The organism is Acinetobacter sp. C15 (assembly GCF_013420645.1).
In the GTDB taxonomy this organism is placed as follows: domain Bacteria; phylum Pseudomonadota; class Gammaproteobacteria; order Pseudomonadales; family Moraxellaceae; genus Acinetobacter; species Acinetobacter indicus.
Genome location: NZ_VOXR01000039.1, coordinates 1 through 22,020, shown reverse-complemented (window position 1 = coordinate 22,020; position 22,020 = coordinate 1). Strand labels below are relative to the sequence as shown.

Here is a 22,020-nt window from a genome sequence, read left to right as displayed (position 1 = left end):
ATTCATATTGAGCTTTACGAGGCTATTGTAGCGTTTGACAAGACGCTGATCTAAGCCTTTGATGTTAAATTGAAGAGCATGCTCTTCAATTTAACCTAAAGCATAGGAATTATGTAGATACCTATGCTTTAATAAAGAGGGACTTTCAAAAACTTTTATACCCTCTCTCTAACTCTCTCCCAAAGGGAGAGAGAACTTTTTGATTTATAAACCCGGCACCACCGCATGCACCACCACGCTATATACGCCAATCAAAATCGCACTGGCAATCGTTCCTGAGGCAATATATTTGGCAGAATCACCGGTACCCTGATAATGGGTTTCTAGTGCCACAATATTGGCAGCCGGTGGCAGCAGGAAAAACATCAGCATGACGGCATAAATCAAGGTCTGCTGCGGAATGGGTAAACACCAGTACGCCACAGCACATAGCAACAAGGCCAGCGGAATACGTGCGACCAGTAAACCCAGGCTGCGCTTTAAGTCAGCCCAGCCAATCCGAACTTTACTCAGCCACATCCCCAGCACGCACATGCCGGCAAAGGTCACCAGTACTTTATTGCTTTGGTAAATCACTTGTACCCAGGTCTGATGTTCAAACTGGCTCACATCCCAAAAAGATAGAATACCCGCCAGACTCAGGGCAATCACCGGCGGTGAAAGCAGCACATTTTTAACAATAAACTTTAATTCTTGCCGGGTCTGGCTCACTGCCATCACCGCACAAACATTGCCAAATAAGGATCCGCCAATATACAGCGCTACAATAATACTGCTAGCCGCAGGTCCAAACAGAGCCAAGGCAAAGGGAAAACCCAGCCAGGCCCCATTTAAATAACTGAAGCACAGTGCGATCAGTTTATCTTTTTGCAAGATATAAAAGACCGCAAAGAAAATGATGGAACTGACCAGACTAAAACCAATCAGCCACAAGCTGCCGTCCTGATAAAACACCATGTTGTAGATAATCAGTAACGGAATAAACAGCCGGGCCAGTAACATCGCTAGCACCGGACGCAACGGCTTTAAATACGCGACCCCGAAGTATCCAATCAGAAATGAAATTAGCGGAAGCAACAGCGCCATGCGGGTACACAGGAAGGCAGAAAAGTGGTGATTATCCTAACATAATTGATGGCACAACATGCTTTTAGCCCATCTGTTGTCTTTGAATCGCAATATTCCTGTCACCTCGCTGTCATCTAGACCTGTTGAGATATGTCTTGAATTAAAAAGAGGTAAATATTATGGCTGGTTTATCGATCTGGCACGTTCTGATTTTTGCAATCGTGGTGATTCTTCTGTTTGGTACATCTAAACTGAAAAACCTGGGTAAAGATGTGGGCGGTGCGGTTAAAGACTTTAAAAAATCAATTAAAGATGATGAAACGACCACTGCGGCCCTAAACGAGCCACGTACCATTGAACATCAAGCAACATCATCTGACGTTAACACGACTGTAAAACAATAATTTTTCAGGTAATTTTGTTATGCTCAATATTGGAATGGCGGAGCTGCTGTTTTTCGGCATCATTGCATTATTGGTGCTGGGTCCAGAAAAGCTGCCTGAAGCTGCACGTTTTGTTGGAAAGTGGTACGGCAAAATTAAACGTACCATCAGCAATGTGCAAAATGATATTGATCGGGAACTTCGACTTTCTGAACTGCGTGAACAGATGCAACAGGAAATGGCACGTATTCAGGAACTTGAGCAAAAAATGCAGTCTCAGATGCATGAGCTAAAACAACAAAAAATATTCGCGGAAGAACAACCGAACCAGACCGCTGCAACGGATAATAAAAATTTGCCGACGCGTTATACCTTTATTGCCCCGCAACCTTCGCTGTTGCTGCGTCCTCAGCATCAACCGCTAACCGCGACTGAAGCTATCCCTCCGACCACATCACAATTTACCGATTATAAGGTGGCTGTATGAGTCAAAGTTCTCCTTCTCAATTGCCAGCGGCGACAGTGGGCGAGCAAGCTGCTTTAGAAGAAATGCCGATCACCAAACATCTGGTGATTCTGCGCAAGCATCTATTTAAAATTGTGGGCCTGGTTATTGCGCTGTTTTTCTGCTTATTGCCTTTTGCCAATCGCACCTATCAGATTTTATCTGAACCGCTGCGTGCGCAGTTGCCGACTTCATCGACCATGATTGCTACCGATGTCACGGCCACCTTTATGGCACCGTTTAAGCTGAACTTTTTTGTGGCGTTGATGATTGCGATGCCGTTTATTATTTATCAGCTGTGGGCTTTCGTAAAACCAGCATTATATGAAAAAGAGAAAAGCCTAGCATTGCCGTTGCTCATAAGCAGTATTGCCCTGTTCTATATTGGGATTTCATTTGCTTACTTTATTGCACTGCCGTCAATTTTGCACTTTTTCATCAGTGTGTCGCCGGAAACGGTTGCCCCGATGACGGATATTAATAGCTATCTGACCTTTTGTTTGAAGCTGTTTTTGGTGTTCGGGTTTACCTTTGAAATTCCAATTATTACCCTATTACTGATTTTAATTGGTGTGGTCAGTACCCAGCAGCTGGTCGAGAAACGCCGCTTTATTATTGTTGGCTGTTTCTTTGTTTCGATGTTTGTGACCCCACCGGATGCGCTGTCGATGATTATGCTGGCCATTCCAATGTGGATGTTATTCGAATTGGGCTTATTTGCAGGCAAGCTGATTGAGAAGCGTCGAGTCAACCAGAAATAATATAAGCTCATGAATTTAAAAAAGAAGCACTTGTTGCTTCTTTTTTTATGGCAACCATTTACGGTTTGGTGAATTTAACCAGTTTGACATATAAGCTTAACCTTTACGTCATGTTTAGCCACTAATTTACATATAACTTTTAAACCACCAAGCGAATTTGCTAGGAAAAAAAATGACTGACTATATGCCTTACAATGAAGATCAAGAGTTAGATAACAACACTTCAGACAATACACACTTTCGTGACATTTTAGAACAACGTATCAGTCGCCGCAGTTTAATTAAAAGAACTGCAAGTGGTGCAGCTGCTTTAGCTTTAGCATCTTCACTGTCTGCATGTAGTGATGACGATGATGACAACAGTGTTACTCCACCAGCTGACCAGGAAGATCCAAACAGCAAACCGGAGTCACTTTCTTTCACAGCTGTTGATAAAAACTTAAATGATATTGTGACCGTTCCAGAAGGCTATCAGGCAACTGTATTATATGCTTTAGGTGACTCGATTCACCCTGCTTTTAGCGATTGGAATGCAGACAAAAATGTTCCATTAGGTCCAAGTTTCCAGTTCCGTTCTGGTGACTGCCACGATGGTATGAGTTATTTTGGCTTGAGTACCAAAACGGGGCGCTATGATGCAAGCGCATCTGATCATGGCTTACTGGTTTTAAACCATGAATATATTAACCAAACCTTCTTGCATCCAGAAGGTCCAACCAAAGTAAATGGCCGTCGTCCAGAAGATGAAGTTATCCGCGAAGTGAATGCTCACGGTGTTTCTGTGGTACACATTAAGAAAAATACCGAAACTCAAGCGGTAGAAATTGTTAAATCATCACCATTTAACCGTCGTATTACAGCTTCAACAGTAATGGATTTTGCAGGTCCAGCGGTCAATCCAAATTCTCCATTACTGCGTACAGCGTTCTCTCCTGCCGGTCGCCAAACACGTGGTACACAAAATAACTGTGGTAATGGTTATACACCATGGGGCACTTATTTAACTGCCGAAGAAAACTTTATTGGTTATTTCCAACGTTCAGGCACAGACCAATACGCAGACCGTAGCGAAGCAGAGAAAACTGCACTCAAACGTTATGGCTTAGGCTTAGATATTTCATATCAAACTGAAAAAAATGCAGATGGTTCAATTAAACGTGATGAGAAAAATAACATTGTTTATGTTCTCGATGCACAAAAACAAAAAGTGCCGGAACTCGACGAACAAGGCCGTATTGTTTATTTAGATAAATCTTCACGTTATGCATGGGAAACTGCTCAGGCTGGTGTTGAATCACAAGATATGTATGATCGCTGGTCAGCTAACGTAACCAAAGCATCTGCGACTGAAGACTATCGTAATGCACCAAATACCTTTGGCTGGATTGTTGAAATTGACCCATTTGATAATAGTGCAAACCCGGTAAAACGTACTGCTTTAGGTCGTTTTGCGCATGAAGATTGCCGTGCAAGCCGTGCAATTGAAGGACAGCAGTTTGCCTTCTATATGGGCGATGACTCTCGTGGTGAATACATCTATAAATTCGTATCAGATGCAGTGTGGGACCCTAAAGATGTCAACGGCGGTTATGCTGCTGGCGACAAGTATATGAATACAGGGAAATTCTATGTTGCCAAATTTGATGCTTCAGGTCAGGGCGAATGGATTGAACTGGCATTTGGTAAAAATGGTTTGACACAAGACAATACCCTTTATCCATTTAGCTCTCAAGCAGATGTCCTGACTTTTGCTCGCCTTGCTGCAGACTCTGTCGGTGCAACTAAAATGGACCGTCCAGAATGGGTTGCTGTGAATCCTGAAAATGGTGAAGTTTATGTAACTTTAACCAACAACTCTAACCGTGGTAATAATCCGGAACAACCAGTAAATGCAGCTAACCCACGTAACTATTCAGACCCTGAAGGGGGTAAAGGGAACGTCAACGGCCACATTATTCGCTTTAAAGAAGAAAGCACTGCTGCAACAACGTTTGAGTGGGATATTTATCTGTTTGGTGCAGAAGCTCAAATGGATGCGAACATCAACCTTTCAGGCTTGACCGATGCCAATGACTTCTCGAGCCCGGATGGTATGTGGTTTGATCCACGTGGTGTGCTTTGGATTCAAACCGATGATGGTGCATATACTGATGTCACTAACTGTATGATGCTTGCTGCATTACCTGGTCAGGTCGGTGATGGTCAGTCTGTAACTACAGTAAACGGCCAAGCCACTATTGCAGGTGCTCAAGTAACGGATGAAAACCTGCGTCGCTTCCTGGTTGGACCAAAAGAATGTGAAATCACCGGCGTGACCATGACACCTGACTACAAAGCAATCTTCATTAACGTTCAGCACCCAGGCGAAGATTCACCACGTTTTGATGCACCAACAAGCCATTGGCCAGCAACTCAAACGGATATCAATAACAAAACTGCACGCCCTCGTTCTGCAACAGTGGTCATCACTCGTACTGATGGTAAAGCGATTGCAGGATAATCCTCTCTTTCACAAAAATACCGGCTTGATGCCGGTATTTTTTATTTATGTAATGGAATATTCAGCTCCACGATCTGTCCGGCGGTTTCACCCTGCTGGCTTTTCTCTAACCAGTGCCATTGCTGAGCATTTAATCTTAAAATATTGGAACAGCGTGTACCATACGCCGGACTCTGAATAAAGATCGAAGACAATAACTCTTCCAGCTCGACAGAAATGCCGGTTTCTGGCAATAAATCTGCAATCACCTTGCGTTCATCTTCCAAAATATCCCAGGCAGCATGCTGCAGATCTGCTTCTGGCATCCGGGCTTGCTGTAACATCGGTAAAAATTCCTGGGTAAAGCGTTTACGCAAATGGCCGGTTTTTTCCCAATGCTCGCCCATTAAGCCATTGGACACCACATATACCCCTTTGGCCAGCACTTGCGGCGCCTCCCCTCGGTTGCTCATATACACCGCCTGTTCCCGGTCGCCGACAAATAAATTAAAGCCGGCATAATCGCACTGGCGCGGCTCCAAGGCTTGTGCAAAGCGAATTGGACTTAATTCAGATTCCAGAAAATCCTGAATCAGATGGCCGCGTGAGGTCGGATAATTGTGCTGATCCTGTCCATTACGAAAATTGGTAACAATGGCCCAGCGGCCGCTGGCGGTCACGCCCATCCAGGTGCCACCCGACTGCAAGTCCTGTCCGGCATAAATCGGGCTATTTTCCCAGGCATGCAACGCCGCAGTCGGACGCTGATAAAACTCATCACGGTTTGAAATTAAACATAAAGGCAACTCATCCAGAACCTGCCAGGCAAAGGCCACAATACACATAATTTCCTGCTCGCTATCTTTACACATTGAATGTACAACATTTTTCATCTTATTCAGCTAAAATCTGTGCAAAACAGAATGACAAGGAACAGGAATGCTGACCTATCCAAATATTGATCCGGTGGCGATATCGCTGGGTCCCTTACAAGTCCACTGGTATGGACTGATGTATTTACTGGCCTTTTTATTTGCCTGGGGTCTGGCCACCTATCGCGCCAAGCAGCGTGGCTGGACACCGGACATAGTTTCGGACCTGATCTTTTACGGTGCGCTGGGTGTAGTCATTGGCGGCCGCGTCGGCTATGTGTTCTTTTATGGCTTTGAGCAGTTTCTGGCCAATCCGGTGTGGCTGTTTCAGGTCTGGACCGGGGGCATGAGTTTCCATGGAGGCTTCCTTGGGGTCATGCTGGCCATGCTGTTCTGGTGTAAAAAATACCAGATGACCTGGTTCCAAACTCTGGACTTTATTGCACCTTGTGTCCCGACCGGGCTGATGTTTGGACGCATCGGCAACTTTATTGGTGGCGAGTTATATGGCCGTCCGGTCAGTGATCCGAACTTTGCACTGGGTATGATTTTCCCGACCGATCCACTGCAACTGGTACGTCATCCATCGCAGTTGTATCAGGCGTTGTTTGAAGGGCTGCTGCTGTTTATTCTGCTGTGGTGGTTTAGCTCCAAACCGCGTCCACGTATGGCGGTTTCCGCGCTGTTCCTGATTGGTTATGGTCTGGCGCGTTTTGTGGTGGAATTCTTCCGCGAACCGGACAATGGTCAGCTATTTATTGCCTGGATGAGTAAAGGCCAATTCCTGAGTCTGCCAATGATTCTGGTCGGTCTCTGGATGATGTGGTACGCCTACCAGAAAAAAATCTATGACTGGGGCCCACAGAAAAATAGTTAAACCGGAGCGAGGCATTGGCCTCGCTTTTTTTATACCATTTTTGCTAAAGTGCATGCACCCTTGCACAATTCATCTGGTGGGCTATGCTCGAATTCTGGTTTAATCCCAACGTATCCGTACTGCAAAAACTCATACTGTTTATTCTGATTGCAGTGGTCACCGGCGTTTTATACTGGATGCAACCGCTGGCCTATGATGCCATCCTGATGTTTATGGGCACCGGAATTATTTTTCTGATTTGCCGTTACTGCAAAATTCATTTTGCGGCACAACGTCCCACCGGTTTACTGTATCGCCTGCTGACCTGGATTCCGATTGCCCTGCTGTTGGCACTAATTTTCATGAATATGCAACAGGGTGAAATTTTATTACTGGGCGCACAAGGACTTGGCTTTATGGCTCTGGCAATTTGTCTGTTCTCGCCACTGTCTTTGCTGCATCAACATCAGGATCAGGCATAAATGCTCAGTTTCTGGTATTCCGCGCGTTGTCATCGTCAGCTCAAACTGATGATCTGTATTGGTACCTGTCTGCTGATTTATCTGGCCTCGACGCAGGCACAGCTGCCACCGTTTTGGGTCATCCTCAGTCTGATTCTGGGCATGGGCTTACATCTGCTGTATCAATGGAGCAATCGTCGTTCCTGGCCGGAACATCAGCTCAGACTGATGTACGGGGGATTGAATCTGGCACCGCTGCTCCTGCTGGCCGTATTGCTGCTGTTTCTACCGAAAATGCAACTTTGGGCCATGGCCTTGCAAGCACTCGGCTTTATCTTGGTAGGACTGTTTATGGTGTCGATCTACCAGCAACGTGCCAAACGGTTTGACTCCTAAGCTTTATTTTCCTGTCCAATTTTTTGCATTTTAATAACCTGTGTAGCAGTTGCTGCACAGAAAACCGGGCTGAATTTACACTGCATACATGCCGAAACAGGAGCGCTAACAACAATAACCCGAATCCCGTTCAGCCTGCTTAGAATAACTGCAGTCTTTATGAAAATAATTCAGGAAGTTGTTTATGAATTCAGAACTGAACACCATTTCCGGTTTTAACCTGCAACGTTATTTGGGCACCTGGTACGAAATTGCCCGTTTGCCAATGCGCCATGAACCCGAAGACAGCACCGATATTTCCGCCACCTACAGCCTGAATGAAGATAGCAAAGTGCGTGTGCAAAACCGCCGTCTGGATGGTCAGGGTCAACTAGATGAATCGATTGGTGAAGCCACCCCGGTCGATGCTGAACATGGCAAGCTAGAAGTCAGCTTCTTGCCAGAAGGCCTGCGCTGGATTCCGTTTACCAAAGGTGATTACTGGATTTTAAAACTTGATCCGGAGTATCAGACCGCACTGGTCGGTGACCCGAGCCGCAAATACTTATGGTTGCTGCATCGTCATCCACAGCTGGATGAAGCCACACAAAATGAATATCTGGCGCAGGCCAAAAGTCTGGGTTATGACCTGAGTGATCTGATTTACACCCCGCACACCGGCCGGCCAACCGCATAAGCTGCCACTATTTTGCTGAGGCATCTTTTTTAAGATGCCTTTTTTAATGATGATGAATATTCATCTCGGCCCGGCATCAATGTTATGATGGCTGCACTTTTATGTGCTCATTTAAAGCCAAGATCTTCAACACAGCCAGCCTTTTGCGCTGCAATGAAGGTCGACACAGGAGCCACATCACTATTTGATTGAGAGAATTTCATGCGCCAATATCTTGACCTGTTACAACATATCCTTGACCACGGCGGCGACAAAGGCGACCGTACCGGCACGGGAACCCGTTCTGTATTCGGTCATCAGATGCGCTTTGATCTGTCTCAGGGTTTTCCGCTGTTAACCACCAAAAAAGTGCATTTCCGTTCAATTGTGATTGAACTGTTATGGTTCCTGAAAGGTGATACCAACGTTCAGTATCTGCAGGACAACAAAGTTACGATTTGGGATGAATGGTCAACGGCAGAACAGACGGCGCGTTTCGGCCGTCCTGAAGGCGAGCTTGGTCCGGTATATGGCCATCAGTGGCGTAACTTTGGCGCCAGCAAAAATGCCGATAACAGCTATAATCAGGATGGTTTTGACCAGATTTCCTGGCTAATCAATGAGATTAAAACCAACCCGAATTCACGCCGTTTAATTGTATCGGGCTGGAATCCGCAGGAAGCCGGTCAGGTGGCATTACCACCTTGTCATACCCTGTTCCAGTTTTTTGTTCATAACGGCAAACTCTCTTGCCAGCTGTATCAGCGTAGTGCCGATGTCTTCCTGGGTGTACCATTCAATATTGCTAGCTATGCGCTGCTGACCCATATGATTGCCCAGGTATGTGATCTAGAGGTTGGTGATTTTGTCTGGACCGGCGGCGATACCCATTTATATGCCAACCATTTTGAACAGGCACAACTGCAACTCAGTCGTGAACCGCTGGGGCTGTGCCAGCTGAAACTGAACCCGGACGTCAAAGATCTGTTCGCGTTTAAATTTGAAGATATTGAAATTGTCGGTTATGAGTCACATCCGGCAATTAAGGCCCCGGTAGCGGTTTAAAGCCAATTAATTCCGGACAAATGCCCCATCCCCCTTTCATCGAGGGGGATTTTACATTTTAATAGGGTTAATTTTTCGCATGAGATATGGATGAAACAGCATGGCATTTCAAGGTTTAGAAGTTGTACACGTGGTGGCCATGGATCAGCAGCGCTGTATTGGAAAAGCCAATGATTTGCCATGGCATATTTCTGCCGACTTAAAACATTTTAAGGAAATTACCCAGGGCGGCGTGGTAGTGATGGGCCGTAAAACCCTGGAATCAATGGGTCGTGCCTTACCGAAACGTGTCAATTGGGTGATTACCCGAGATCCAAATTGGGCCTTTGAGGGCACCAAAGTCGCCTATTCAATTGAAGAAGCTTTAACTCAGGCCGTGGCTGATGTGCAGGCTTCAGAAAAGCCGGACAGTATTTTTATTATTGGCGGTGGTGAAATCTTTAAACAGACCATGGATATTGCCGACCGTCTGGAACTGACCCATGTCGAGCTGGATGTGCAGGGCGATGCACATTATCCGGAAATTCCGGCAGCGTTCCAGAAAGTCAGTGCCGAGCAACATTTGGATGACAAAACTGGCATTGCATTTGAGTTTGCCAGCTACCGAAAATAAAGCTTATTTTTCTGAATGAATTCATCAGCATGCAGACACCCCAACAGCCCGAACTGGCACAGCGTTTGATTCAAGGCAGTTTGCATGGCCTGTTTAGCCTGTTTGTAATTGGCAGCTCGATCTGGCTGGTGCTGATCCTGTGGTTTCAGCAGCCGTTTGGACTGCTGTTTAGCCGGATCCTGATTGGCCTGTGGATTGCCTTTGCCATGAGCATTCTGGGCATCTATATCAGCCGGCATCTGATTAGCCGTAAACTGGATGTGCTGATTTATCTGCTGGTGTTTCTGTGCAGCCAGCTCTGGTATTTTGGCCTGCCACCTCGCCAGGACCGCGACTGGAATCCCGAAGTGGCGCAGCTGTTACATTCCGAGCGTCACGGCGATCAGGTCATTCTGCACAATGTGCGTAACTTTAACTGGCACAGCGATGGTTCCTACGAGCAGCGCTGGGAAAGTCGCCATTATGACCTGAACCAGATTCGGGGCGTCAACATCATCACTTCCTACTGGATGGGACCACAAATTGCCCACACCCTGGTCAGTTTCGATTTTGCCAATGCCGCACCGCTGACTTTTTCGATTGAAATCCGCAAAGAACGCCATGAAGAATTTTCTTCGCTGGGCGGATTCTTCCGCAAATATGAACTGAGTCTGGTGGCAGCGGATGAAAAAGATATTATCTATACCCGCAGTAATATTCGCGGCGAACAGGTCTATTTTTTCCCGCTGAAGATGCCACGGGACATGCAAAAAGCCCTGTTTCTAGAATATCTGGCCAAAGCCGATGAACTGGCACAACAGCCCAAATGGTATAACACCCTGACCAGTAACTGCACTACCCTGGTCTTTGACATGGTGCAGGCAGTATCCAACCAGACCTTGCCCACCGATTATCGCCTGCTAGCTTCGGGTTATTTACCCAATTATTTGTATGATTTACAGGCGCTTGATCATAGCTTGAGCATTGAAAGCTGGTATCAGCGCGCTTATATCAATCCGCGTGTGGAACAGCCGGGCCAGCTGGATAGTGCACAATTTTCAGCACTAATCCGGCAGGGTTTGCCCGCGCCATCCGCTCCTGGCGCTCCGTCAAATCAATGATACAATTTTAACTGGCGATCAAATTTAAAATTTGTTTAGATACATCCATCAGCTTTAAAATAAAGAGAAATCCATATGCTTAAACATCTTGCTGCCGTTGCCCTTTTAGGTTCAGCCCTGGCTTTTAGTGGCTGTGAAACTTTACCAACCCCGGGTGCTACCGTTGAAACTGCCAATCTTGTCCAGCTACAAAACCGCACCTGGATTGTGACCCAGATTGGCAATACTGCGGTTCGCACCGAACCGACTGCCCACAATATTCCAAGCCTGCAATTTGATAGCGCCACCCAACGCGTTAGCGGTGCCGATGGCTGTAACCGGATTATGGGCAGCTACAGCGCCGGCCGTGACACGCTAACGCTAAGCCAAATGGCTGGCACCCGTATGGCCTGCCTCAACAGCAATGGCATTGATCAGAAATTCAATGAAGCGCTGGCCAAAGTAACCCATTATCAGGTCTTTGGTAAAACCCTGAAACTGCTGGATCGTTATGGTAATTTGCTGATTCAGCTGGAAAGTGCCGTACAACCGCGTTAATACTGCACCGGCCTGCATCTTTGCAGGCCTTTTTTATGAACGATTGACAACAGAAGGCTAACCTTATGCAACAGGCAATTTTTGGTGGTGGATGTTTCTGGTGTACCGAAGCGGTATTTCTCCAACTGCGCGGTGTGGCCAAAGTGGTGAGTGGCTATGCCGGCGGCCAGATGGACAATCCGAATTATGAAGCGGTATGCAATGGTGATACTGGCCACGCCGAAGTCATTCTGATTGATTTCGATGACAGTCAAATCAGCTATACCCAGCTGTTAAATGTGTTCTTTGCCACCCATGACCCGACCACGCTTAACCGTCAGGGCAATGATGTCGGCAGCCAGTATCGTTCGGTGATTTATTATTTAAATCCGGAGCAGCAGCAACAGGCCGAACAGATGATCCAGCAGCTCAAAGCCGAGGGCATCCCTGTGGTCACCGAAGTGACCGCTGCACCGCGTTTTTATCCGGCAGAGGCCTATCATCAGAACTTCTTTGCCAATAACCCGACGCAAGGCTATTGCAACTTTGTAATTCCACCCAAACTGATGAAGCTGCATAGCAAGTTTCAGGATTTACTCAAAGACTGAAACCAGGAAGGCTCGAAAAGCGCCATAAAAAAGGACTGTAATTGCAGTCCTCGTCGTCTGGGGAGGCGGTTAAGCCTGAACAAAAGTGCTCCAGACAAATTCCCGGGTTTTGCCCTGCAAACGCATACTTAACTGGTCATTGGCCTTTAAGGCACCCACCCCGGCCGGAGTACCGGTCATTACCACATCGCCCGGCTCCAAACTAAAACTGTGGCTAATTTCAGCCAGTAGCGCACCAATTTCAAAAATCAGCAGCGCGGTATGCCCCTGCTGACGCAGTTCGTCATTAATATGCAGCGTATAGTGCACATCTTTCCAGTCGTTAACTTCTGCAACATCGACCCAGTCTGCCAATACACAAGCCCCATCAAAGGCTTTGGCTCGTTCCCATGGATGGCCTTTCTGTTTCAGTTCATCCTGCAAGTCACGCAAGGTGAGGTCCAGCCCCAAAGTCACCGCCCCCACGGCCTGCAAGGCTTTTTGCGGATCGGTTTCTGCCTTTAAGGGCTGGTCAATACGCAGGCTGAGTTCACATTCATAATGGCAGCTGCCCCAGACCGGATTCCAGGCAATCCCGGCAGATAACGGACGCAGGCTGCTCGGCGGTTTGATAAACAGCACCGGACGATCAGGAACCGCATTGCCCAGTTCTTTGGCATGATCCGCATAACTGCGCCCCACACAGACAATTTTCGATGGACGTGTATTCATGATCTTCCCTCTTATAATGTGATGGTTTTAACAGGCTTATTTTTTAAAGGTATTTTCAAACAGGGTCTGATCGGCTGTGCTTTCAAACACGCGTTTTGGCACAATAATCACCATGCGGTTTTTCAGCTCAATCATATAGGTCAGCTTGCCTGAAGCAAAATTCTGCACTTCGTTATAGTGCACCACTTTCTCACGGCCATTGGCAGAAATCTCGGCATAATCCTGATACAGCGCAATGCCCTGTTCGCTTTTTCCAAACTGGTATTTGACAAACTGACGCTTAAACATCATTGGCAGGAACCAGTAGCGCATCAGCATCTGTAGCACCAGAAAAAATACCCCCAATGCCAGATAGTAACGGCCCACGCCATCGAGGCCCAAATAAATGCCCCAGGCAATAATCCCGACACTAATTAATGGAGTAATAAAACGGGTAAACTGTTTTTTACCAAAGGTGGCCAGAGCAAAGCCATCCTGAGATTCTTCCAGATTTAAAAAATAACGTAGCGACAAGGCAGGCTTGAGTTCCGACATCGGCTCATCATCAAATCAGTTAAATTACGCTAAATATTACACCAGAATAGGTGATTTCCTTATTCTTTTTCTCGCCAGTGCTGTCATGATGATGCTGCAACCACCATTCAAAAAATAACCCGATTCAAAACGGGATGATTCGCTCACCTCCACAGCAAAAACAGGATGTTTTATGCCACAGACGCACACCCGATTGATCGCCCTGCTTTGCAGTCTGCTGCTGCCGGTTTCTGCCTGGGCCAGTTTAGTTCGCTGGACAGGAAAAATGCCAGGCAGTTTACAAGGCTATGGCAGCAGTGCCGAGCAGCTGGCCGCGCTGACCGGAGATGGAATTCTGATTTATGCGCATGCCGCGCAACCGATTCAGCTGCCAACTTTCGCATCCACAAAACGGGGTAAATTTTATAGTGCTGCGGTGGTGCTGCCAGTGCCCAGTCACAAAGTTGCGGCGCTGCTCAGTGATTATTCAGGCTATGCCCAGCTGTTTCCGACCTTAAAAAGCGCCAAGATGCTGGAGCAGCGCCAGCACATCAGTCAGGTCAAATACCGGATTCATATTCCCACGCCCATTCCGGTGCTGAACTTTAAAGACGATGTGATTCTGCAACATCAGCGCACCGACAACAGTATTGAAACCCTGGTGATTGACGCACCCATTCCGTATGGTGCCGGAAAAATAGAATGGTTTGCCTTGTCGGCCCATCAGACGCTGGTCACGGTCACGCACTGGGGAGATTTGGCGCAGCCCAAAGGCTTTTTATTTCGTACCATCCTGAATGCCCTGCCCGATGCCAAACTGGGCCTGCCGGCCGGCACCAATGCCTTTATTCTGGAAGCACTGCAACGTAAATTTAAAAGCACAACACCCCGAGCCTTACCCGCCGGCGACGTACCAGCCCCTGAATTAAGTGTCAGCCAGATGAACAAAATCCGGCAGATCAGCCAGAAATCACAAGAACCCGTATCCTTTATTTTACCGGCCTATCAGGTGTCCTATGGTGCAAAGCAGGAAATCATGCGTTTTAGCAGCAGCTATCAGTACTATGCCCAGCCGGCCAGCAAGCTAAAACCCTGGCTTGAACCGCAGGCCTACCAGCACCTGTTTCCACGGCAAATTAAAAAAGTTCATATTCAGCAGCCCTCTGCCCGGCAGCTGGATGCCGACTATAAAATTTCGGTCGGACTGGGCGTGATTCAGATTCCGTTTGATTTTAAACTGCGTTTTCAGGTACAAGGCGCTCTGGAGCAGCAGTTTCAGGCGGTGGAGGGAGATTTACGCTATGTGCAAGGCGGCATGCAGATTTTGCCGCAAGCCGAGGGCAGTTTACTGAATGTGACCAGCGCCATGAACATTGATGCGCAGGCACCGTTTTTATTACGCGCCATGCGCAGTATGCCGTATCACGAGCTGCTGCCGGCATTGGGTGGCAATACTGTGCTGACCTTAAAGATTCAACAGAAGATCAAATAATGCGGGAATGTTTTAGTAAATTATAGACACAAAAAAACCGCAACATGTGCGGTTTTTTCAGAATTCTTTATCAAGATTGGTGCGCTCAGAGAGATTCGAACTCCCGACCCCTTAGTTCGTAGCCAAGTGCTCTATCCAGCTGAGCTATGAGCGCGACGTCTTGATGGGGTGCATTATACGGGCTTTTCGGTATTTGTTAAGTCTTATTTCATAAAAATGCAACCAAATGGATAGATATTGGACAAATCATGTATTTGTGCGCTGATTTTATACAAATTTTAAATTGCAGTTGAAATTGTAACAAATAAGGAAGCCGGCGGATGCAGCTGATTAGCCAAATTGCAGGCACAAAAAAACCGCAACATGTGCGGTTAATTGTTCAAGTTGGTGCGCTCAGAGAGATTCGAACTCCCGACCCCTTAGTTCGTAGCCAAGTGCTCTATCCAGCTGAGCTATGAGCGCGTCACTTGTGTCGTCTATATTAGACTGCGTTATTTCCCGGTTTACTTATTGGTGCGCTCAGAGAGATTCGAACTCCCGACCCCTTAGTTCGTAGCCAAGTGCTCTATCCAGCTGAGCTATGAGCGCGACATAAGTAAAGTGGCGGTGAGAGAGGGATTCGAACCCTCGATACAGTTGCCCGTATGCGTCCTTAGCAGGGACGTGGTTTCAGCCACTCACCCATCTCACCGTAACGTGCCGCCATAATACAAATTTAACTGTAGCACTGCAAGCGCAGTCACTCTATTTTTTGCAGTTTTTTGCTCAATTAAATATTTTTTAAACAATTTATTGCTTCTAGCCTGGCATTTTCTGCAAATTTATGGGGAATGTGATTTTATCTACTCGCAATCATCTTAAAATAAAGACTTAAAACACATTATTGCAATCATTTACGTGCAGTCTGACGCTGCATGACTTATGCTAAACCTATCTTCTGACTTGAAGCCAAAGACATGATGAAAAACTGGGTCGATCCTGAAGCAAAAGCTGAAGCCGAACGTTACGATAATCCGATTCCAAGTCGCACACTGATTCTTGAAAGTATTGAAAAACTGCAACAGGCCCAGTCGCATGCCGACTTGGTTGAATATTTTGAAATTGCCGATCAGAAAAGTATTGATGCCCTGAGCCACCGCTTAATTGCCATGGTGCGTGATGGCCAGCTCATGAAAGACGGATTCAAGTTCCAGCTTGCCGCCGAGCAGCCTACCCATGAAGCCACGGTCTACATTAATAGCAAGGGTCTCGGTTCTGCCCATATTGACGGACAAAATGACATCCTGCTACCCGAGCGTGAATTGCGTCTGGTGTTTAATGGCGACCGCGTTAAAGTGCGCCAGACCTCGGTCGATCGCAAAGGCAAAGCCTGGGGCTTTATTACCGAAGTCCAGCAGCGCCGTGTGAAACAGATCATTGGCAAACTGTCGATGTATGACGGTGAATATTTTATTCAGCCGGGCAATCCGAACAGCCATCAGCCGGTGACTTTAGAAAAAGAGCTGGTTGAACACGCCAAACTGAATCTGGGCGATTCAGTTCGCGTTGCCATTGATGACTATCCAAGCCGTGAAGAATTTGCCACCGGCCATGTGGTGCAGTCGATGGCCAATAAAGCCGACACCGAAATCATCATTCCCCAAACCATTTTAGAGTTTGGTTTGCCGTATGAATTTCCGGACAATGTCTTAAAAGATGCCGACAGTTTTAAAGAACCGTCAGCCAAAGACCGTGAGGGCCGGGTCGATTTACGTGATTTAGCTCTGGTCACCATTGACGGTGAAGATGCCCGCGACTTTGATGATGCGGTGTATGCAGAAAAACGTCCAGGGGGCGGCTACCGCGTAGTGGTCGCGATTGCTGATGTCAGCCACTATGTCCGCACGGGCAAACCACTGGATGATGAAGCCCAGGAACGCGGCACTTCGGTCTATTTCCCGCATTTTGTCTTGCCGATGTTGCCTGAAGCCTTATCAAATGGCTTATGTTCGCTGAATCCGCAGGTTGATCGTCTGTGTATGGTCTGTGACCTGAACCTGTCCCGTGCCGGCCGGGTGACCAAATTCGAATTCTATCCTGCGGTAATGCATTCCAAAGCCCGTCTGACCTATACCCAGGTGGCGCAATATTTTGACGGCGACAGCGCTGCCATTCCGGAAGACCGGGATGTACGCAAATCGCTGAATACCCTGTTCCAGCTGTATCAGGTACTCAAAGGTTTACGTGCCCAGCGTCATGCCATGGAATTTGAAACCGTCGAAACCTATATGACCTTCGACGAACTCGGCGGGATTCAGGAAATCCTGCCACGAACCCGTAATGATGCGCATAAACTGATTGAAGAGTGTATGTTACTGGCCAACGTGGCGGCAGCAGAATTTGCGCTCAAAAATGATATTCCGATGCTGTACCGTGTGCATGAACCACCTGAGTTTTCACGGATTCAGAAAGTTCGTGAATTTGTAAAACTGCTGGGACTGAATTTCCCGGAACAGCCAACCCAGGCCGATTATCAGGCCGTGATTGATGCCACCAAAGACCGCATTGATGCGCCAAGTATTCATGCGGTGCTATTACGCTCGATGATGCAGGCCTATTACGGCGCGGCCAATGCCGGCCACTATGGTCTGGCCTATGAAGCCTATACTCACTTCACCTCGCCAATTCGCCGTTATCCGGATCTACTCTTGCACCGTGCCATTAAAGCGCATCTGGCCCAGAAACCATATCCGATTTCGGGTGCCGCGCTGGATGATGCCGGTGAGCATTTCTCGCAAACCGAACGTCGTGCCGATGAAGCTTCCCGCTCTGTGACCATGTGGCTGAAATGTCATTATATGCAGCAGCATTTAGGCGAAGAATTTGTCGGGGTGATTTCTGCCGTGACCGAATTTGGTCTGTTTGTCACGCTGAAAGATCTGTATGTCGATGGCATGATTCACGTCAGCCAGCTGGGCGATGACTTCTTTATGTTTGATCAGGCCAGCCAGTCACTGGTCGGTCAGTCACGCGGTCAGACCTTTAGTCTGGGCGATGAAGTCAAAGTCAAGGTGGCCGGAGTCAACTTGGAAGAACGCAAGATTGATTTCGAGCTGGTCAAACAATTGACCCATGCCGGTCGTGCGATCCGCAGCCGTGCACCACGCGTGGCCAAAGCCGCGCCGCGTGCTGAAGCCACCGAAGAAATCTTTCATGATCGTCCAGTCAAGCTTGCCGTGAGTGAAGATGGCGAACAGCCGTTGAAGAAGAAAAAGGCCAAATCGAAACCGAGTTCTTATGGCAAAAAGCCGGCGAAAAAAGTCACCGCCAAGGCCGAAAGCAAAGACAAGGTCAAGAAAAAAGCCAAAGTGAAAAAGAAAAAGTCCAATGCCAAGTCCAAGCTGGACTAAGCAGCCCGATCAGAAACAGAGCGCCACGGCGCTCTTTTTTGTATGAAGTTGAGCAATTCTGTACACACCGCTTGATTTCCCACGCTGGAGGCCCTACATCTATTGCTAAGACAGGACTTCAACATGGAAAAAGAAATGACATTAGAACAGGCAACCCTGCCAGCACCCCAGTTTGACCAGATTACGCTGCCCCAATTAAAACAACAGGTTGAACAGACCATCACCCAAGGGCAGGCCTTTTTACAGCAACTCCAAGACATTCCGGCCAGTAGCGATGCACAGTTGCAGGTTCTGGCGCAGGTCGATCATCTGGAAAACCAGATGAGCGAAAGCTGGGGCGTACTCTCGCACCTGAATGCGGTGATGAACAATGCCGAAACCCGTGAAGTCTATCAGGCACTGTTACCTGGCCTGAGCGAATACTATACCCAGCTCGGTCAGCACACGGTGCTGTATCAGACCTATCAGCAGGTTCATGATGCAGTGACGTTTAATGACTTACCCGCAGCGCAACAAAGCGCAATTAAACTGGCGCTGCGTGACTTTAAATTGTCAGGTGTGGCCTTGGAAGGTGAAGCGAAAAAACGCTATGCGGAAATTTCAGCGCGCCTGTCGCAGCTGTCCTCTGACTTTTCCAACCATGTACTGGATGCAACACAGGCTTACTTTAAACCGCTCACAGAAGCACAACTAGCCGGCCTGCCTGCCAGCAGTGTGGAATTACTCAAGCAGTATGGCCAGCAACGTGAGCTGGAGCAGCCGGTTGCGACGCTGGATTTCCCGTCCTATCTGGCCATTATGACCTATGCTGAAGATCGCAGCCTGCGTGAAGAGTTATATAAGGCTTATACCACCCGTGCTTCTGACCAGTCGGCCGATCAGGCCTTTGACAATACCGCGGTGATGGAAGAAATTTTAAGCCTGCGTCAGGAAATGGCCCAGCTGCTCGGCTTTAACAACTATGCCGAACTGTCATTAGCCAGCAAAATGGCACCAAGTGTCGAAGCAGTTGAGCAGTTCCTGGTTGAGCTGGCCGAACATGCCCGTCAGCCGGCTGAACAGGAGATTGCCGAACTGAAAGCCATTGCCGCAGCAGATGGCATTCAGCAGCTGCAACCGTGGGATACCAGTTTCTATTCAGAAAAGCTGAAACTGGTCCAGTTCAATCTGTCTCAGGAAGCACTGAAACCGTATTTCCCGGCGCCAAAAGTGGTTGATGGCTTATTTAGCATCGTTAAACGTCTATACGATGTGGATATTATCGAGCGTGAAGCACCAGTCTGGCATCCAGACGCCCGTTATTTTGAACTGCAAGATCAGGGTCAGGTAATTGGCGGTTTCTATTTTGACCTGTATGCCCGTCAGGGCAAACGCGGCGGCGCCTGGATGAGCGGTTTCCGTTCGCGCATGCAGCAAAGCCAGGGCCTGCAACAGCCAATTTGCTATATGGTCTGTAACTTCACCCCGCCCGTGGGGGATCAGCCGGCCTTACTGACCCATGATGAAGTACTGACCTTATTCCATGAATTTGGGCATGGCCTGCATCATATGCTGACGGAAGTCGACAACATTGCGGTGGCCGGCACTCACGGCGTAGCCTGGGATGCTGTGGAACTGCCAAGCCAGTTTATGGAATTCTGGGCTTGGGACAAAGAAAGCCTGGATGTACTCAGTCAGCATATCGACACACAGGCCACCCTGCCGGATGATTTACTGCAGGCGCTGCTGAATGCGCGCTTCTTCCAGTCCGGCATGCAGACCCTGCGCCAGCTGGAATTTGCCCTGTTTGACCTGAATATTCACCGCATGACCCCAGCCTTGACCGCCAGCCAGATTCAGGATGTGCTGAATGAAATCCGGTATAAATATGCGGTGGTGCCAACCACCGATTACAACCGCTTCCAGCATAGCTTCAGTCACATCTTCGCCGGGGGCTATGCGGCCGGTTATTATTCCTATAAATGGGCCGAAGTTTTGGCCAGCGATGCCTTCGATCGCTTCGAAAATGAAGGGGTATTTAACACCGACACCGGAAAGCAGTTCAGGCAGTTTATTCTAGCAGTTGGCGGAAAAGATTCAGCACTTGACGCGTTTATCAATTTCCGCGGACGCGAGCCAAAAATAGATGCATTATTGCGTCATCAAGGTTGGACGAAGCCAATTAAAAACGCTTAAACTAGGGCCTTAATTTGAACACAGGATCAGTATGATGACCATCAAACGTCGTTTCATTGCAGGCGCAAAATGTCCAAAATGCCAGGCTATGGATCGGGTGGTCATGCTGACCTCAGGTGATGATGAATGGATTGAATGTATCGACTGTGGCTATAGCGAAAATCGCCCGACCCATGTCGATGAACCTCAGCCACCGGCAGCGCCTGATGAAGTGGGTGTGATTCAATTTAAACCACGTCATCCTAAGTAAAAAAATTAAGGTTCATTTATTCATGACGCTTGATCAGAGAAATAGCTCAAAACTATTATGGGCCATTATTGGGGGCCTGATCGTAATCGTACTTGTGGTGCTGTCTTATCAATGGATGAGCCAAAACCAGAGCGCAGAGGTAACACCTGAAGCCCAGCTGCTAAGTCAGCCGGCCGCACCGGCTGCCAAAGCCAAAGCAGAACCAGCGGTGCAGCTGGAAGAAATGCCACAGCAACTGGTGAGTGAAGATATTCTGAAACAGCCGGTTGCTACCAACGCGACCCTGGCCAAAGAAGAAATGGCCAAACTAGAAGACCTGCAGGCACAGCTGGATGATCAGGCCGCACTGCTCAATGCCCAGCACGCCGATGCTGATGAACTGATTCGCCTGAAAGAAGAACAGATTCAGCTGCTCGAAGCCCAGCTCAAACAGCAATAATTATGACCGGCAGTCTGCGTTAAATCGGCTAGAATACATCCTTATTCCTCGCCCGGGTTGATGATGACTGCCTCCACGCCTCAGCATGATCTGATCAAAGCCATTGGCTTACTCACCGTTATTTAAAACCTACTCAATGATCTGACCCCAATAAGTTGGACGGTTTGATTAAGCAGCTTTTAAGGACTGAGTTCTGTATTGTACAGGACTCAGTCCTTTTAATTTAACCTTGATTCGTTCATGGTTGTAATAATGAATATATTCTTTCAAGGTCTGTTCCAACTCTTCAACTGACTTAAATTCCTCACCATAGAAACATTCTGATTTAAGTATTCCAAAGAAGCTTTCCATTGAAGCGTTGTCCAGACAGTTACCTTTACGCGACATACTTTGAATAAGCCCGTGCTGTTGAAGCTGTTGCTGATAAAATCTCATTTGATATTGCCAGCCCTGATCTGAATGAATAATTGGCTTATCATTCGGGCTGAGCTTGGCGATAGCATCTTTCAACATATCTTTAACTAAACCAAACAGTGGTCTACGTTGGAGCCGAAACGCAATGATTTCACCATTAAACAAATCCATGATGGGTGACAGATAAAGTTTTTCACCGCGTACATTAAATTCAGTTACATCTGTTACCCACTTCTGATTGGGCTTGTCTGCCTTGAATTGACGCTGCAACACATTCTTAGCAATTTTACCAATTTGCC

The 22,020-nt window shown here is 47.5% G+C and carries 23 protein-coding genes and 4 tRNA genes; 18 read left to right on the top strand and 9 right to left on the bottom strand.

Annotated elements, in window-relative coordinates:
- Positions 1 to 204: 204 nt before the first annotated feature.
- Positions 205 to 1,086: a permease gene (locus FTT63_RS12400; protein WP_180192369.1), complete on the bottom strand. Its 882-nt coding sequence runs from the start codon at positions 1,084 to 1,086 to the stop codon at positions 205 to 207.
- Positions 1,087 to 1,247: 161 nt separating this feature from the next.
- Here FTT63_RS12400 and tatA point away from each other — a divergent pair, with 161 nt between their 5' ends.
- From tatA to FTT63_RS12380, 4 genes are all read left to right on the top strand, one after another.
- Positions 1,248 to 1,472 carry a Sec-independent protein translocase subunit TatA gene (tatA, locus tag FTT63_RS12395; protein WP_005180185.1) on the top strand — a complete coding sequence of 75 codons (225 nt, stop codon included), beginning with the start codon at positions 1,248 to 1,250 and terminating at the stop codon, positions 1,470 to 1,472.
- 19 nt (positions 1,473 to 1,491) lie between these two features.
- On the top strand, positions 1,492 to 1,938 hold the full coding sequence (gene tatB, locus FTT63_RS12390; RefSeq protein ID WP_160240949.1) for a Sec-independent protein translocase protein TatB: 447 nt from the start codon (positions 1,492 to 1,494) through the stop codon (positions 1,936 to 1,938).
- Positions 1,935 to 2,717: a twin-arginine translocase subunit TatC gene (gene tatC, locus FTT63_RS12385; RefSeq protein WP_104489800.1), complete on the top strand. Its 783-nt coding sequence runs from the start codon at positions 1,935 to 1,937 to the stop codon at positions 2,715 to 2,717. Before tatB ends, tatC begins: the two co-directional genes overlap by 4 nt.
- 172 nt (positions 2,718 to 2,889) lie before the next feature.
- Complete coding sequence (locus tag FTT63_RS12380) at positions 2,890 to 5,217, top strand: PhoX family phosphatase (RefSeq protein WP_180192368.1); 2,328 nt, start codon at positions 2,890 to 2,892, stop codon at positions 5,215 to 5,217.
- A 41-nt stretch (positions 5,218 to 5,258) separates the two neighbouring features.
- Here FTT63_RS12380 and FTT63_RS12375 read toward each other — a convergent pair whose 3' ends face one another.
- The gene (locus FTT63_RS12375; RefSeq protein WP_180192370.1) at positions 5,259 to 6,041 is read right to left on the bottom strand and encodes an NRDE family protein; all 783 of its coding nucleotides are present in this window, start codon (positions 6,039 to 6,041) and stop codon (positions 5,259 to 5,261) included.
- Between the two features lie 94 nt (positions 6,042 to 6,135).
- Between FTT63_RS12375 and lgt the strand changes: the two genes are divergently transcribed.
- The 9 genes from lgt to msrA all read left to right on the top strand — a co-directional run bounded on the left by lgt (position 6,136) and on the right by msrA (position 12,338).
- Positions 6,136 to 6,945 carry a prolipoprotein diacylglyceryl transferase gene (lgt, locus tag FTT63_RS12370; RefSeq protein WP_180192367.1) on the top strand — a complete coding sequence of 270 codons (810 nt, stop codon included), beginning with the start codon at positions 6,136 to 6,138 and terminating at the stop codon, positions 6,943 to 6,945.
- Positions 6,946 to 7,028: 83 nt separating this feature from the next.
- Positions 7,029 to 7,406 (top strand): hypothetical protein, encoded by a 378-nt coding sequence (locus tag FTT63_RS12365; RefSeq protein WP_127801632.1) that lies wholly within the window; start codon positions 7,029 to 7,031, stop codon positions 7,404 to 7,406.
- Positions 7,407 to 7,781, top strand: coding sequence for a hypothetical protein (locus tag FTT63_RS12360; RefSeq protein WP_180192366.1), 375 nt, complete (start codon positions 7,407 to 7,409; stop codon positions 7,779 to 7,781).
- A 184-nt stretch (positions 7,782 to 7,965) separates the two neighbouring features.
- A complete protein-coding gene (locus FTT63_RS12355; protein WP_005180198.1) occupies positions 7,966 to 8,457 on the top strand; it encodes a lipocalin family protein in 492 nt (163 codons plus the stop codon).
- 201 nt (positions 8,458 to 8,658) lie between these two features.
- Positions 8,659 to 9,501 (top strand): thymidylate synthase, encoded by an 843-nt coding sequence (thyA, locus tag FTT63_RS12350; RefSeq protein WP_005180203.1) that lies wholly within the window; start codon positions 8,659 to 8,661, stop codon positions 9,499 to 9,501.
- 100 nt (positions 9,502 to 9,601) lie between these two features.
- Positions 9,602 to 10,114: a dihydrofolate reductase gene (locus tag FTT63_RS12345; RefSeq protein WP_016658548.1), complete on the top strand. Its 513-nt coding sequence runs from the start codon at positions 9,602 to 9,604 to the stop codon at positions 10,112 to 10,114.
- 29 nt (positions 10,115 to 10,143) lie between these two features.
- Entirely contained in the window at positions 10,144 to 11,214 is a 1,071-nt protein-coding gene (locus FTT63_RS12340; RefSeq protein WP_160232307.1) for a DUF4105 domain-containing protein, read from the top strand.
- A gap of 75 nt (positions 11,215 to 11,289) precedes the next feature.
- Positions 11,290 to 11,751, top strand: a complete 462-nt coding sequence (locus FTT63_RS12335; RefSeq protein ID WP_127801633.1) for an META domain-containing protein — start codon at positions 11,290 to 11,292, stop codon at positions 11,749 to 11,751.
- 65 nt (positions 11,752 to 11,816) lie between these two features.
- On the top strand, positions 11,817 to 12,338 hold the full coding sequence (gene msrA / locus FTT63_RS12330) for a peptide-methionine (S)-S-oxide reductase MsrA (RefSeq protein WP_005180210.1): 522 nt from the start codon (positions 11,817 to 11,819) through the stop codon (positions 12,336 to 12,338).
- 69 nt (positions 12,339 to 12,407) lie between these two features.
- Here the strand turns inward: msrA and FTT63_RS12325 are convergent, their stop codons facing one another.
- Both FTT63_RS12325 and FTT63_RS12320 read right to left on the bottom strand, forming a co-directional pair.
- Positions 12,408 to 13,049, bottom strand: a complete 642-nt coding sequence (locus FTT63_RS12325; RefSeq protein WP_127801634.1) for a fumarylacetoacetate hydrolase family protein — start codon at positions 13,047 to 13,049, stop codon at positions 12,408 to 12,410.
- Between the two features lie 36 nt (positions 13,050 to 13,085).
- Positions 13,086 to 13,583, bottom strand: a complete 498-nt coding sequence (locus FTT63_RS12320) for a YcxB family protein (RefSeq protein ID WP_127801635.1) — start codon at positions 13,581 to 13,583, stop codon at positions 13,086 to 13,088.
- A 172-nt stretch (positions 13,584 to 13,755) separates the two neighbouring features.
- On the opposite strand from FTT63_RS12320, the gene FTT63_RS12315 reads away from it, so the two are divergent.
- Positions 13,756 to 15,054 carry an SRPBCC family protein gene (locus FTT63_RS12315; protein ID WP_160232305.1) on the top strand — a complete coding sequence of 433 codons (1,299 nt, stop codon included), beginning with the start codon at positions 13,756 to 13,758 and terminating at the stop codon, positions 15,052 to 15,054.
- Positions 15,055 to 15,131: 77 nt separating this feature from the next.
- Here FTT63_RS12315 and FTT63_RS12310 read toward each other — a convergent pair.
- The 4 genes from FTT63_RS12310 to FTT63_RS12295 form a co-directional block, all read right to left on the bottom strand.
- A tRNA-Arg gene (locus FTT63_RS12310) sits at positions 15,132 to 15,208 on the bottom strand.
- Between the two features lie 231 nt (positions 15,209 to 15,439).
- Positions 15,440 to 15,516 (bottom strand) — tRNA-Arg (locus FTT63_RS12305).
- 49 nt (positions 15,517 to 15,565) lie between these two features.
- A tRNA-Arg gene (locus FTT63_RS12300) sits at positions 15,566 to 15,642 on the bottom strand.
- Between the two features lie 13 nt (positions 15,643 to 15,655).
- Positions 15,656 to 15,745, bottom strand: a tRNA-Ser gene (locus FTT63_RS12295).
- Positions 15,746 to 16,010: 265 nt separating this feature from the next.
- Here FTT63_RS12295 and rnr point away from each other — a divergent pair.
- The 4 genes from rnr (at position 16,011) to FTT63_RS12275 (ending at position 21,307) form a co-directional block, all read left to right on the top strand.
- Positions 16,011 to 18,443, top strand: a complete 2,433-nt coding sequence (gene rnr / locus FTT63_RS12290; RefSeq protein ID WP_160232304.1) for a ribonuclease R — start codon at positions 16,011 to 16,013, stop codon at positions 18,441 to 18,443.
- Positions 18,444 to 18,578: 135 nt separating this feature from the next.
- Positions 18,579 to 20,618: a M3 family metallopeptidase gene (locus FTT63_RS12285; protein WP_160232599.1), complete on the top strand. Its 2,040-nt coding sequence runs from the start codon at positions 18,579 to 18,581 to the stop codon at positions 20,616 to 20,618.
- Positions 20,619 to 20,658: 40 nt separating this feature from the next.
- The gene (locus tag FTT63_RS12280; RefSeq protein ID WP_171065117.1) at positions 20,659 to 20,868 is read left to right on the top strand and encodes a YheV family putative zinc ribbon protein; all 210 of its coding nucleotides are present in this window, start codon (positions 20,659 to 20,661) and stop codon (positions 20,866 to 20,868) included.
- A gap of 22 nt (positions 20,869 to 20,890) precedes the next feature.
- Positions 20,891 to 21,307: a hypothetical protein gene (locus FTT63_RS12275; RefSeq protein WP_160232303.1), complete on the top strand. Its 417-nt coding sequence runs from the start codon at positions 20,891 to 20,893 to the stop codon at positions 21,305 to 21,307.
- 168 nt (positions 21,308 to 21,475) lie between these two features.
- On the opposite strand, the gene FTT63_RS12270 is transcribed toward FTT63_RS12275, so the two are convergent.
- The coding region (locus FTT63_RS12270) for an IS3 family transposase (protein ID WP_180192365.1) at positions 21,476 to 22,020 on the bottom strand (545 nt) is incomplete at its 5' end.